Source organism: Glycomyces sp. NPDC047010 (assembly GCF_040644205.1).
In the GTDB taxonomy this organism is placed as follows: domain Bacteria; phylum Actinomycetota; class Actinomycetes; order Mycobacteriales; family Micromonosporaceae; genus Glycomyces.
In genome coordinates this window covers 25,247-37,037 of sequence record NZ_JBEYVY010000010.1, presented here as the reverse complement: position 1 = coordinate 37,037, position 11,791 = coordinate 25,247, and the positions used below count along the sequence as shown (strand labels likewise).

At 72.6% G+C, this 11,791-nt stretch carries 15 protein-coding genes; 3 read left to right on the top strand and 12 right to left on the bottom strand.

Translation table 11 applies throughout. From position 1 onward, the window contains the following. Positions 1-88: 88 nt before the first annotated feature. Positions 89-1,336 (top strand): hypothetical protein, encoded by a 1,248-nt coding sequence (locus tag AB0A65_RS19830; RefSeq protein WP_359953110.1) that lies wholly within the window; start codon positions 89-91, stop codon positions 1,334-1,336. Here the strand turns inward: AB0A65_RS19830 and AB0A65_RS19825 are convergent. The 9 genes from AB0A65_RS19825 to AB0A65_RS19785 all read right to left on the bottom strand — a co-directional run bounded on the left by AB0A65_RS19825 (position 1,333) and on the right by AB0A65_RS19785 (position 8,003). Further along, on the bottom strand, positions 1,333-2,325 hold the full coding sequence (locus AB0A65_RS19825; RefSeq protein ID WP_359953109.1) for a hypothetical protein: 993 nt from the start codon (positions 2,323-2,325) through the stop codon (positions 1,333-1,335). The genes AB0A65_RS19830 and AB0A65_RS19825 overlap by 4 nt on opposite strands. Continuing rightward, on the bottom strand, positions 2,322-2,693 hold the full coding sequence (locus AB0A65_RS19820; RefSeq protein WP_359953107.1) for an antibiotic biosynthesis monooxygenase: 372 nt from the start codon (positions 2,691-2,693) through the stop codon (positions 2,322-2,324). Before AB0A65_RS19820 ends, AB0A65_RS19825 begins: the two co-directional genes overlap by 4 nt. A gap of 10 nt (positions 2,694-2,703) precedes the next feature. Next, positions 2,704-3,102: a Fur family transcriptional regulator gene (locus AB0A65_RS19815; RefSeq protein WP_359953489.1), complete on the bottom strand. Its 399-nt coding sequence runs from the start codon at positions 3,100-3,102 to the stop codon at positions 2,704-2,706. Between the two features lie 26 nt (positions 3,103-3,128). Continuing rightward, positions 3,129-3,446 (bottom strand): metalloregulator ArsR/SmtB family transcription factor, encoded by a 318-nt coding sequence (locus tag AB0A65_RS19810; RefSeq protein ID WP_219926487.1) that lies wholly within the window; start codon positions 3,444-3,446, stop codon positions 3,129-3,131. A 53-nt stretch (positions 3,447-3,499) separates the two neighbouring features. Continuing rightward, positions 3,500-4,384, bottom strand: a complete 885-nt coding sequence (locus AB0A65_RS19805; protein WP_359953105.1) for a metal ABC transporter permease — start codon at positions 4,382-4,384, stop codon at positions 3,500-3,502. After that, positions 4,381-5,145 carry a metal ABC transporter ATP-binding protein gene (locus AB0A65_RS19800; RefSeq protein ID WP_359953104.1) on the bottom strand — a complete coding sequence of 255 codons (765 nt, stop codon included), beginning with the start codon at positions 5,143-5,145 and terminating at the stop codon, positions 4,381-4,383. The genes AB0A65_RS19805 and AB0A65_RS19800 overlap by 4 nt, the downstream gene beginning before the upstream one ends. A gap of 15 nt (positions 5,146-5,160) precedes the next feature. Further along, entirely contained in the window at positions 5,161-6,144 is a 984-nt protein-coding gene (locus AB0A65_RS19795; RefSeq protein ID WP_359953102.1) for a zinc ABC transporter substrate-binding protein, read from the bottom strand. Between the two features lie 150 nt (positions 6,145-6,294). Further along, positions 6,295-7,002 (bottom strand): TIGR03943 family protein, encoded by a 708-nt coding sequence (locus tag AB0A65_RS19790; RefSeq protein WP_359953100.1) that lies wholly within the window; start codon positions 7,000-7,002, stop codon positions 6,295-6,297. Beyond that, the gene (locus AB0A65_RS19785; RefSeq protein ID WP_359953099.1) at positions 6,999-8,003 is read right to left on the bottom strand and encodes a permease; all 1,005 of its coding nucleotides are present in this window, start codon (positions 8,001-8,003) and stop codon (positions 6,999-7,001) included. The genes AB0A65_RS19790 and AB0A65_RS19785 overlap by 4 nt, the downstream gene beginning before the upstream one ends. 92 nt (positions 8,004-8,095) lie before the next feature. On the opposite strand from AB0A65_RS19785, the gene AB0A65_RS19780 reads away from it, so the two are divergent. After that, positions 8,096-8,947, top strand: a complete 852-nt coding sequence (locus tag AB0A65_RS19780; RefSeq protein WP_359953097.1) for an ion transporter — start codon at positions 8,096-8,098, stop codon at positions 8,945-8,947. On the opposite strand, the gene AB0A65_RS19775 is transcribed toward AB0A65_RS19780, so the two are convergent. Together AB0A65_RS19775 and recO are read right to left on the bottom strand one after the other, a co-directional pair. Further along, positions 8,940-9,728, bottom strand: a complete 789-nt coding sequence (locus AB0A65_RS19775) for an isoprenyl transferase (RefSeq protein WP_359953095.1) — start codon at positions 9,726-9,728, stop codon at positions 8,940-8,942. The genes AB0A65_RS19780 and AB0A65_RS19775 overlap by 8 nt on opposite strands. 75 nt (positions 9,729-9,803) lie before the next feature. Beyond that, positions 9,804-10,559 carry a DNA repair protein RecO gene (recO, locus tag AB0A65_RS19770; RefSeq protein ID WP_359953094.1) on the bottom strand — a complete coding sequence of 252 codons (756 nt, stop codon included), beginning with the start codon at positions 10,557-10,559 and terminating at the stop codon, positions 9,804-9,806. Positions 10,560-10,641: 82 nt separating this feature from the next. On the opposite strand from recO, the gene AB0A65_RS19765 reads away from it, so the two are divergent. Then, positions 10,642-11,283 carry an MOSC domain-containing protein gene (locus AB0A65_RS19765; RefSeq protein WP_359953092.1) on the top strand — a complete coding sequence of 214 codons (642 nt, stop codon included), beginning with the start codon at positions 10,642-10,644 and terminating at the stop codon, positions 11,281-11,283. On the opposite strand, the gene AB0A65_RS19760 is transcribed toward AB0A65_RS19765, so the two are convergent. After that, positions 11,280-11,732, bottom strand: coding sequence for a hypothetical protein (locus AB0A65_RS19760; protein WP_359953091.1), 453 nt, complete (start codon positions 11,730-11,732; stop codon positions 11,280-11,282). The genes AB0A65_RS19765 and AB0A65_RS19760 overlap by 4 nt on opposite strands. Positions 11,733-11,791: the final 59 nt, after the last annotated feature.

Genomic DNA, 11,791 nt, shown 5'->3' with positions numbered 1-11,791 from the left:
GTCCGCTTCCGGTAAGGTGGCCGCTACCGAACCGCCCGGCCGCGTCGCAGACGACCGTGCCGTCCACGACCGCGAGGAACCCGCCCCGATGACCTTCCCGCCCCCGCCGCCCGACCGGATGCACCTCCAGCACCAGCCGGCGTCCCCGCCCCCGCAGCAGCAGGCGGGCCCCGGCGGCGCCTACGGCCCGATGCAGCAGCGCCCCGACCAGCCGATCCCCGGGCAGGCCCCGCCGCCCGCGATGACCATGGCGAAGCCCGGGACGATCACCGGCATCCAGGTGATCCTGTGGATCTTCACGGCCCTCGCGGGCATCGGCGACATCGGCTCGGCGATCGGCCTGGTCAACTACTTCAACCCGTTCAGCCTCATCGGGCTCGCGTTCGCCGTGTACTCGACGGTCCAGGCGCTCACTTCCGGCATCCACATCACCCGCGGCAAGCGGTGGGCGTGGATCTGGTCGCTGGTCTCCGCGATCCTGGGCCTCGCCATCAGCGCGGTCGCGATCGTCTTCGGGATCGTCTTCATCGAGACCGGCTGGGTCTCGCTCCTCGTCGGCATCGTCCTCGGCGGCCTTTACGCGACGCTCCTGGGCCTCCTGTGTTCCAAGTCCGCGCGGCAGTGGATCCTCATGCACCGCATCCAGAGAGGCGAGGTGCAGCTCCCGGGCGCCCCCGGCGGGTTCGCCCAGGGCGCGGCCCCCGAGCGCCCCGCGACGCGGCCCGGTACGGCGACGTTCGCGGCAGTCCTCGCGGGCCTGGTCCTCGCCGTGGCCGCCTGGACCGCGTTCGGCTCGATCCGGTCGCTCATCGCGCTCAACAACGGCGGCTTCGGCATCGAGTACGTGGCCTCGTCGTACGGCACCGGGATGATCCTCATCCTCGCGGTGGCAGGGGTCCTCACCGTGGTCTTCGCGTTCATCACGCTGCTCGGCGTCCTGCGCGGCTCGTTCGGCGCGCGCGTGTTCACGACCGTGTGGACCTCGGTCCTGGTCCTGCCGTGGGGGCTCATCGGCGTCGCGCAGACGATGGACTACGTCAGGTACAGCCGGTACGCGCTGCCACCGGACAAGACGCCGTGGCTGATCGGCGTGGGCCGCCAGGACCTGACCGCGCTGCTCGTCATCGTCCTGTTCATCGCGGTGCTCACGCCCAGTGTGCGGGCCTGGACGCCGGGGAAGGGCGGGACGGCGCTGATCGTGGTGGTGCCGCAGGCGCAGTACGGGATGCCGCCGCAGGGCCAGTACGGGCCGCCGCAGCAGTACCCGGGACCCCAGCAGGGGCCGGGAGGCCAACCGCCGCAGCCGTATTCACCGCAGCCGCCGTACAGCGGCTAGTCCTCGACGGTGTACCAGCCGCAGACGCTCGTGCCGATCGTCTGCGCGGTCTGCTCGACGGGGACGACGAGCGCGATCTGCGAGCCGTCCGCGAGGCGGACCCGCACGTCGAGTTCGTTGTAGCCAAGCGGCTGGACCTCGGCGGAGGCCGCGTCCCAGGACTGCCATTCGGCGATGTAGTCGTCGGCGGGGCGCTCGCGCATGTCGGGGCAGAGCATCGCGTACGCGCCGTCCCAGTCCTCGTCGGCGAGCTCGGCGACGAAGTCCCCGGCCGTGGCCTCGATCTGGTCGGTGACGGAGTTCGTGAAGGTCGCGAACGCCATGAACAGGGCGATGACGACCGCGGTCACGAGGATCGTGCCGCCGCCGATGCCCAGGACCAGCTTGAGCGCGAAGCGCCCGCCGTTGCGCTCGGTGGGCGGGGCCGCGAACGGCACCGGGACGCCCGTGGGGGGCGGCGGGGGCGCGGAGGAGACCACGGGCGGCGTGGGCTCGACGGCCGCGGTGGTCGGCGGGAGCGCGAGCGTGTCGGCGGTCCCCAGGTCGGTCCCGGTGTCGGCGCCGCTGTTCAGTGCGACCTGCACCTCTGCGGGCTCGGGGACGGACGGCTCGGGCTCGAACGGGATCGGGGCGGCCCCGGGCTCGGGGGCGACCTGCGCGGGCGCGGCCGGTTCGGCGACGGCCTCGACGGAGGTGTGCGGCTCGATCTCGATCGGCCCGGTGTCGTGCGTGGCGGGCGCCTCCGGCTCGGGCGCGGGCTCGCGGTCGGGGACCGGTTCGAGCGGCGGCTCGACGTGCTCGACGAGCTCGGGCTCGGGGGCGGTGTTCTGGACCCGCTCGGGGGCGGTTTCCTGCACCGGTTCGGGCCCGGGCGCGGCGTCCCGTACTTCCTCGGGGTTCTGGACCTGCTCAGGGGCCGGGTCTGCGGGGACTGCTCCAGGGTCGTGCGGCGCGGCCCCGTCGGGGCGCGCGGCGTCGCGGTCGCTCATCGGGCGGCCTCCCGGCGGGCCGCCTCGGGGTCGGCCTCGCGGTCCGAGTCGGTGCGGTAGGGCGTCCCGCCCGGCGCGCATTCGGCGAGGACCTCGAAGCCGGACGCCTCGGGCAGCGCCCGGGACAGGAGCGGCGTGGACATCTTGACCTGGAAGTTCGAGAGGGAGCGGCGGTAGGAGCCGACGTCGTCCCACTCGGTCCACAGCATCCAGACCGGGTCCGCGGCGTCGAAGTCGTCGAGGGCGCGGCCGAGCCCGCCGCGCACGTAGCCGCCGCAGGAGGCGAGCGCCGCGAGGGCGTCCTCGGCGTCGCGCGAGAAGCTCTCCGTCTCGCCTTCGGTTACGGCGAAACGATATACAACCAGCACGGTGCCTACCCTACTGTCCGGCCGCGGTACGCGAGCAGTCGGCGCAGAGGCCGTGGAGTTCGAGCGTGTGCCCGACGTCGGTGAACCCGTGCTCGGCCGCGACCTTGTTGGCCCAGCGCTCCACGGTCGGCCCGGCGACCTCCGCGGTCTTGCCGCACGAGCGGCAGACCAGGTGGTGGTGGTGCTCCTCGGCGGCGCACAGCCGGTACAGGTGGTCGCCGCCGGGCAGGCGCATGACGTCCACGATGTCGGCCTCGGCGAACGCCTGGAGGGTGCGGTAGACCGTGGTCAGGCCGATCTTGGACCCGGCGTCGCGGAGGATCGCGTGGAGGTCCTGGGCGCTGCGGAAGGCGTCGTCGTGTTCGAGCAGGTCGAGGATCGCGGTCCGCTGCTTCGTGGACCTGGCCATGTTCTCGGCCGGGGGCTTGGTGGCCACTAGTGCTCCTCCCTGGCGTGGTTGACGGCGTCGGTGACGATGTGCGCGATGTGGTCGTCGATGAGCGAGTACGAGATCTCCCGGCCCGACCGGGTGCCGCGCACGATGCCCGCGCCGCGCAGGACCCGCAGGTGCTGCGAGACGAGCGGCTGCGTGACGCCGAGCGTCTCGACGATCTGGTGCACGTACTTCGGGCCCGCGGCCAGCTCCATGACGATCGCGATCCGCAGCGGCGCGGCCAGCGCGCGCAGCAGCTCCCCCGCCGACTCGTAGTCGGCGGGCGTGGATTCTTCGGCTAGCTCGGTCTCGGTCCGCACTCCGCAAAAATATCGCGTCGCCGGGCCCGGTGAGGTCCCAGGTGCCGCGGCGGTCATGCTTTCGCGGGCAGTTCGACTTCGAGCGGCTCGCCTTCCGGGGGCAGATGGCGGCGCCGGGTCTGGCGGACGCGGCGGGTGAGGGCCGCGATGACGGCGGTGGCGAGGAACACGGCGACCCCGATGAGCACGATGGTCGCGCCCGGCGGCACGTCCTGGGCGGCGGAGGTGAGGACGCCCGCGCCGGAGATGAGGAACCCGGCGGCCATGGACGCAAACATGGTGGTCTTGAAGGAGCGCGTGAACTGCTGGACGGTGACCACGGGGATGACGAGGAGCGCGCTCACGAGGAGGATGCCGACCGCGCGCATGGACACGGACACGGTCACCGCCGTGGTGATGAGCAGGAGCAGGTTGAGGGCGGCGACGGGGAGCCCCGAGACGCGGGCGTACTGCTCGTCGGCGCAGATCGCGGTGAGCCAGGGCCGCAGCACGAGCATGAGGACGGCGACGGCGGCGCCGCCGATGACGATGGTCCAGACCTCGGACCACCCGGCGGTGAGGAGCGAGCCGAACAGGTACTGCTGGAGGTTCGCGATGCCCTTGTCTGAGGCGATGCCGGTGAGGTAGACGCCGCCGGCGAGGCCGCCGTAGAAGAGCATGGCGAGGGCGACGTCCCCGGAGGTCTTGGACTTGGCGCGGAGCAGTTCCATGACGACGGCGGCGGCGACGGTGACCGCGAGGGTCGTCCACACGGGGGCGGCGCCGGTGAGGAAGCCGACGGCGACGCCGGTGAGGGCGACGTGGCCGAGGCCGTCGCCGATGAGCGCGAGGCGCTTCTGGACGAGGAACACGCCGACGGTGGGGGCGCAGAGGCCGACGACGAGCGCGCTGAGGAGGGCGCGCTGCATGAACTCGTACTGGAAGTACTCGAAGATCACTTGCCGCCCCAGAGGTCGTCGGTGCCGTTGTGGCCGTTGGCGTGCGGATGGGCGTGGTCGTGCGCGGGGTCGGCGTGCTCGCCGACGGGCCGCGGGGGCGCGCCGTCGTGGACGACCTTCCCGTCGGCGAGGACGACGGCGCGGTCGAGGCGGTCGGTGAGCGGGCCGAGTTCGTGGGTGACGAGGAGGACGGCGCATCCGGCGTCGATCCGGTCGGCGACGACGGCGGCGAGCGCGGTCTGCGTCTCGGCGTCGACGCCCACGGTGGGCTCGTCCATGATGAGCAGTTCGGGGTCGGTGGCGAGGGCGCGGGCGATGAGGACGCGCTGCTGCTGGCCGCCGGAGAGCGTGTCGACGGAGCAGTGGGCGTGGTCGGCGAGGCCGACTTCGGCGAGGCTGCGGGCGACGGCGTCGCGGTCGGCGCGGCGTGCGGGCATGCCGAGCGTCCGGTGGGCGAGGCGTCCTTGGGAGACGACTTCGGCGGCGGTGGAGGGGACGCCGGAGGCGGCGCCGGTGCGCTGGGGGACGTAGCCGATGCGCTTCCATTCGCGGAAGCGCTTCTGCGGGGTGCCGAACAGCTCGATGGTCCCGCCGGCGAGGGGGACGAGTCCGGCGACGGCCTTGATGAGCGTGGACTTCCCGGAGCCGTTGGCGCCCATGAGGGCGACGGCCTCTCCGGGGGCGACGGCGAGGTCGGCGCCGCGCACGACGGCGCGGCCGCCGTAGGAGACGGTCGCGCCGCGGACGGTGAGGACGGGCATCTGGGTAATGCTGCCTTACGCCGCGCCCAGGGCGGTCTGCAACGCGGCCAGGTTCTCCCGCATCACAGTGAAGTAGTCGTCCCCGGCGTCGGCCTGGTCGTCGGTGAGCCCTTCGAGGGGGTTGAGGACGGCGGTGGTGGCGCCGGACTCGGCGGCGAGGGTGTCGGCGATGTCGGGGGACACGAGGGTCTCGAAGAAGATGGTGGTGACGGCGTTCTCCTCGACGTAGTGGGCGACGTCGGCCATGCGCTGGGAGTCGGGCTCCTGGTCGGGGCTGAGGCCGGAGATGGCGACCTGGGTGAGGCCGTAGCGGTCGGCGAGGTAGCCGAACGCGGCGTGGGAGGTGACGATGGCGTCGCCGGTGCGGGCGGCGAGGCCGTCGGTGAACTCGGCGTCGAGGTCGGCGAGGTCGGCGGTGAACTTGTCGGCGGCGGTGGTGTAGTCGGCGGCGTTGGCCTCGTCGATCCCGGCGAGGCCGTCGGCGATGGCGGTGCCGATCTGGGCGTAGCGGGTGGGGTCGAGCCAGACGTGGGGGTCGGTGCCTTCGAGCTCGTCGTGCTCGTGGTCCTCGCCCTCCTCTTCGGCGTGGTCCTCTTCGGCGTGGTCGTGGTCGTCCTCGGCGAGGGCCTGGGTGGCGTCGTAGCCGATGGTGTCGACGGCGGTGGACACGTCGAGGGCCTTGTCGGAGGCGTACTCCTCGATGGCGGCGTCGAGTTCGGGGATGAAGCCCTTGAGGTAGACGATGTAGTCGGCCTCTTCGATGGCGGCGATGTCGGAGGGGGCGAGTTCGAGGTCGTGGGGCTCCTGGCCGGCGGGGGTGAGGTTGGTGACCGAGACGTCGTCGCCGCCGACCTGCTCGGTGGCGTAGGCGAGGGGGTAGAACGCGGCGACGACGCTGGTGGTGCCGTCGTCGGAGCCGCCTTCCCCGCCGCACGCGGCGAGGGTGCCGGCGGCGGCGAGGCCGGCGATGGGGAGGATGAGCAAGCTGGATCGGCGCATGTTTGAACCCTGCTCCGTCATGACAATCATTGTCAACATCTAATATGAGCGGCGCGCCGCGGCCGGTCGGCCGCGAGCTGCGGGAATGCCTCACGTTCAGGGTCGCACGCCCGCGGCCGCATGACCCGGATCACGCGAAAGAGTGACGCGCTACTGGTACTCGTTGTCGGGGGCGGGGATGCCGGTGACCGACTCGACCTCGATGTACGGAACGAGCTCGCCGTTGATCTCGTCGCGGCCCTGCCGCGGGGTGTACTCCCCCACGACCTCGACCCACTGGTCCGGCTCCAGGCCGGCGGGGACGTCGCCGTCGAAGCCGATCTTCACGGGCCGGGCGTCGGCGGCGCAGCAGGAGACGACCATGCGCGCGAGCTGCGGCTCGTCGCCCTCGTAGAGGATGAAGCCGCGCAGCTGGATGCGGTGGCCCTCCAGGGTCTGACCGTCGTCGAAGATCGCGCGGGCCGCGTAGTCGAGGAGCGTGAGCGGCACGGGGTCCACGTCGTCGGGCAGCTCCGGGTAGCTCGACCGCGACTCCTCGGCGCCGACCACGGTGCCCGTCCGCTCCGCCTCGTACGACCCGAGCGCGTCGGGGGCCACCAGCAGCATCCCGACCACCGGCGCGAGCAGCAGCCACGCCACCTTCGGCTCGCCGTGCCCGTGGCCGTCGTCCGCCTCCCCGCGGTCCCGCCACGCCTGCACGCCCGTGATCGCGGCGACCGCGACGAGGAGGATCCCCGCGGGCACGATGAGCCAGAACGCGTACGGCTTCACGTAGTCGAGGTAGTCCCCGGTCCAGGCCAGCCGCAGCATCCCGCCCCCGACCAGGAGCAGGACCACCGCCTGCGCGTCGCGTCTCACAGCCAGACCACTCCCATCAGTGCGGCGGCGGCGAGCGCCGCGAGGAACGCCGCCGGGGCGAAGCGGGCCGCGAAGCGGCGGCCGAACGTCCCGGCCTGCATGGCCGCGAGCTTCACGTCGATGAACGGGCCCACCACCATGAACGCGAGCTTCGCGGTGGGCGAGAACTGGGTCAGGGACGCGGCCACGAACGCGTCCGACTCCGAGCAGATCGACACGAGCACCGCGAGGACCGCCAGCGCCAGGACGCCGAGGACGGGGCTGTCGGCGATGGGCGCGAGCCACGTCTCGGGGACGAGGGTGTTCAGGCTGGCGGCGATGGCCGCGCCGATGACGAGGTAGCCGCCGGCGTGGAGGAAGTCGTGGCGGATCGCGGCCCAGTACGCGGCCCACTTGCCGTCGTCGTGGTGCCGGTGCTCGGGGAGGCGCAGCCACTCGGTCTTCCCCAGCTTCGCCCACAGCCACCCGATGCCGATCGCGGCGACCAGCGAGGCGCACACGCGGGCAGCGACCATCTCGGGGTCGCCGGGGAAGGCCACGAACGTGGAGACGACGACGATCGGGTTGATCGCCGGGGAGGCGAGCATGAACGTGAACGCGGCCGCGGGGGCGACGCCGCGGCGCACGAGCGCCCCGGCGACGGGCACGGAGGCGCATTCGCACGCGGGGAGGACGGCCCCGGCGACGCCCGCGACGGGGACGGCGAGCGCGGTGCGCTTGGGGACGACCCGGTGGAAGAACCCGGCGGGCACGAAGGCGCTGATGGCCGCGGAGAGGGCGACGCCGAGGACGAGGAACGGGAACGCCTGGACGCACACGGCGACGAACCTCGCGGCCCACGCCTGGGCGGCGGGGGCGGCGAAGAGGTCGGTGAGGCCGGGCCTGGCGGTGAGGCCGAAGACGAGGAGCAGCCCGAGGGCCTCGATGGAGGTGAGCCCGCGGCGGGCGCGCGGGGCGCGCTCGGCGGCGGGGGCGTCGGTGTCGGCGAGGTCGGCGCTCACGGCCCCATTGTGCGGCATGGGGTGCGCCGAACGCGTCACCGGCCCGCTCACCTCCGCAGTCGACGGGTGTACCGGCTTACTACTCTTGTGCGGTGCGCGTTCCCACCCTAGGTACCGACCCCAGTCGTATCCCCGCCGCCTGCCGGGCGCTGCTGGCGAGCCCCCGGTTCCAGATGGTGTCGATGGTGGTCATCCTCGTCAACGCGGCGGTGCTGGGGGCGATGACGTTCCCGCACTCGGCGGCCACGGCGGAGTTCCTGCACTGGGTGGACTACGTGTGCCTGGGGTTCTTCACGTTCGAGGTGCTGGCGGGGCTGGTGTCGTTCGGGCGGCGGCCGCTGCGGTTCTTCAAGGACGGGTGGAACGTCTTCGACTTCGTGATCGTCGTGGCGTCGTTCATGCCGGGCCTGCGCGAGAACGTGACGATCCTGCGGATGCTGCGGCTGGCGCGGATCGTGCGGATCTTCCGGTCCCTGCCGTCGCTGCGGATCATCCTGGTCGCGGCCGGGAAGGCGCTGCCGAAGTCGGCGGGCGTGTTCGCGCTGACGGGCGTCGTCATGTACCTGTGGGCGATGGTCGGCTGGATCGCGTTCTCCAGCTCCGACCCCGAGCACTTCGGCACCGTCGGGAAGACGCTGCTCAACCTGTTCCAGCTGGTGGCGTTCGACGACATGGGCAACGTCATGCGCAACAGCATGGAGCACAACATGTGGACGCTGCCGTACTACCTGGTGTTCATCCTGTTCGGCGCGTTCGTGCTGGTGAACCTGCTGCTCGGCGTGGTGCTCGCGTCGATGGAGGAGGCGCAGCGCCTCGACGACCTCGACAACCAGGTCTCGGCGGACACCGCGCTCATCCTGGAGCGGATCGACCGGCTCCAGACCACCGTCGACAAGCTCCAGGCCGACCAGGAGCGCGGCCGGGGCTTCACGCCGTTCAGCTAGCGGCGACCGGGTTCGGCACGGCGCCGCCGAAGCGACGGTCGCGGCGGGCGTAGATCTCGCACGCGCGCCACAGGTCGCGGCGGTCGAAGTCGGGCCACAGGACGTCCATGTAGACGAGCTCGGCGTACGCCGACTGCCAGGGCAGGAAGTTCGAGGTGCGCTGCTCCCCGGAGGGGCGCAGGAACAGGTCGACGTCGGGCAGGTCCGGGTTGTAGAGGTACCGGGCGAAGGTCTTCTCGGTGACGCGCTCGGGGTTGAGGCGCCCGGCCTTGACGTCGCGGGCGAGGGCCGCGGCGGCGTCGGCGATCTCGGCGCGGCCGCCGTAGTTCACGCAGAACTGGAGCGTGATCTTGTCGTTCCCCTTCGACATCTCCTCGGCCACTTCGAGTTCCTTGATGACGCTCTTCCACAGCTTGGGGCGGCGCCCGGCCCAGCGGATGCGCACCCCCATGGCGTTGAGCTCGTCGCGGCGGCGGTGGATGACGTCCCGGTTGAAGCCCATGAGCCACCGCACCTCGTCGGGGCTGCGCCGCCAGTTCTCGGTCGAGAACGCGTACGCCGAGAGGGTGCCGACGCCCATCTCGATCGCACCCTCGATGGTGTCGAACAGCGACGCCTCGCCCATCGTGTGGCCCTCGGTGCGCTTGAGCCCGCGCTCCTTGGCCCAGCGGCCGTTGCCGTCCATCACGAGCGCCACGTGCTTGGGCACCAGGTCGCGCGGCAGCTCGGGCGGCACGGCGCCCGACGGGTGCGGCTTCGGCGGCTCGTAGGTGCGGCTCACAGGACCTCCAGGTCGACGGGGACCCCGCGGGTGCGGCGGCGCCCGGCGGGGGCCTCGATCGTAGTCCGGGCCCGTTCAGAGGCCGCCGCGGCCGTGGGGGACGTACTTGAGGGTGCGCAGGTGCCGTTCGGAGTGCCACTGGAAGTGGGCGGCGATGAGGCCCGCGGCCTCGCTGCGCTGGCGGGGGTCGGCGGCGACGGCGTTCCCCCAGTCGCCGGACTCCAAGGCGCGCATGAGCTCCAGGGACGAGGGCGCGGGGACGGAGGCGCCGCCGGGGCGGCAGTCGCCGCAGACGGCGCCGCCCGCGGCGACGGCGAATGCGCGGTGGCGGCCGTCGGCGCCGCACACGGCGCACTGGTCGAGCGAGGGCGCCCAGCCCGCGGACTTCATGCCGCGCAGCAGGTACGAGTCCATGACGAGCACCGGCGGCAGCTCGGTCTCGGCGAGCGCCCGGAACGCGCCGAGGGTCAGCTGGAACACGTCGAGGTCGGGCTGGTGGTCCTCGGGGACGAGCCGCTCGGCGGCCTCGGCGATGACGCACGCGGCGGTGTACGCGGCCCAGTCGGAGCTGATGGCGCCGCCCGACAGGTGCAGGCCCACGGCCTGGGTGACGGTGTGGAGTTCGGCGCGGCCCTCGATGAGCTGGAGGTCCACGTGGCTGAACGGGGCGAGCCGGGCCCCGAACTTCGAGGACGTGCGGCGCAGGCCCTTCGCCATGGCCCGGTAGCGGCCGCGGGTGCGGCCCAGGAGCGACACGATCGCGTCGGCCTCGCCGAGTTTGAAGGTGCGCAGGACCACCGCGTCGTCGCGGAACAGCTTCCGAGTGCTCACCCCCACGCCGCAAGCCTAGCGGGGGGCACCGACACCGCAAATGCGGTTGAGGCGCCCGCCGCGCGGGGATACGCTCCGGCGCGTGAAGATCCTCTCGGTGAACGTGGGCCGCCCGCGGGAGAACCCGTGGAAGGGCCTGACGGCCACCTACATCGACAAGCGGCCCGTGGACGGCCCGGTCCCGGTGACCTCGCCGGGGCCGAAGGGCGACGGCTCGGTGGGCCTCGCGGGCGACCGCGTCGGCGACGTGCAGAACCACGGCGGGACCGACCAGGCCGTGTACGTGTTCGGGAGCGAGGACTACGCGCACTTCGGGGCGCTCACGGGCCGGGAGTTCGGGCCGGGCGCGTTCGGGGAGAACCTGACGACCGGCGGCTACGACGTGAACGCGGCGCTCATCGGCGAGCGGTGGGCCGGGCCCGGCGGGCTGGTGCTCCAGGTGACCGGGGCGCGCATCCCGTGCGGCACGTTCCGCGGCTGGATCGACGAGCGCGGCTGGCTGAAGACGTTCACGCGCGAGGCCCGGCCGGGCCCGTACATGCGGGTGGTCGAGCCGGGCCACGTCGAGGCCGGTGCCGAGCTCGAAGTGGTGCACCGGCCCGACCACGGGGTGACGGCCGCGATGTTCTTCCGCGCCGCCATGGGCGAGCGGGACCTCGTCGAGGAGGTCGCGTCGGTCCCGGACCTCGCGCCCGCCGACGCCGCCTGGCTGCGGACCCGCTAGGCCGCGACGGCCTCGGCGGGCCTGCGGAAGTAGGCGTTCGCGCTGGGGCTGAACATGACGATCGTCGCGGTCAGCACGGCCGCGACGTGCAGCATCCGGGCGACGAAGATGCCCATCATGAGCTCGCCGTCGCCGCCGAACGCTTCGAGGAACGGGGCGCCGTCCATGAGCTGCTGCGCGGGCTCGACCACGAGCGAGGCGAGGCCGATCACGGACAGGAGCCCGGCGAGCGCCCAGCGGGCCCAGCGGCGGCCGGTCGCGAAGACGACGATGAGCGCCATGACGGCGAGGTAGATCAGGCCGCGGACGGCGACGGCGGTCCAGATCCCCGAGTCGAGCCCGGTGTCCTGGGCGGTCTGGCTGACGACGAAGACGGCTTCGATGACGCCGGCGACCACTGCGGTCGTCCACAGCAGGGCGGCGTTCGTGACGGACTGGGGTTTCTCCATGCCCTCAACGGTAGGAGGAAAGCCCACCGGTCGCGATCCGGTGGGCGGGCCGGTCGGGG

What these genes read in the sequence shown, in the direction of transcription:
- AB0A65_RS19830 (WP_359953110.1), top strand. Translation starts at nt 89, where the DNA reads ATGACCTTCCCGCCCCCGCCGCCCGACCGGATGCACCTCCAGCACCAG.
- AB0A65_RS19825 (WP_359953109.1), bottom strand. Translation starts at nt 2,325, where the DNA reads ATGAGCGACCGCGACGCCGCGCGCCCCGACGGGGCCGCGCCGCACGAC.
- AB0A65_RS19815 (WP_359953489.1), bottom strand. Translation starts at nt 3,102, where the DNA reads ATGGCCAGGTCCACGAAGCAGCGGACCGCGATCCTCGACCTGCTCGAA.
- AB0A65_RS19800 (WP_359953104.1), bottom strand. Translation starts at nt 5,145, where the DNA reads ATGCCCGTCCTCACCGTCCGCGGCGCGACCGTCTCCTACGGCGGCCGC.
- AB0A65_RS19795 (WP_359953102.1), bottom strand. Translation starts at nt 6,144, where the DNA reads ATGCGCCGATCCAGCTTGCTCATCCTCCCCATCGCCGGCCTCGCCGCC.
- AB0A65_RS19760 (WP_359953091.1), bottom strand. Translation starts at nt 11,732, where the DNA reads ATGGAGAAACCCCAGTCCGTCACGAACGCCGCCCTGCTGTGGACGACC.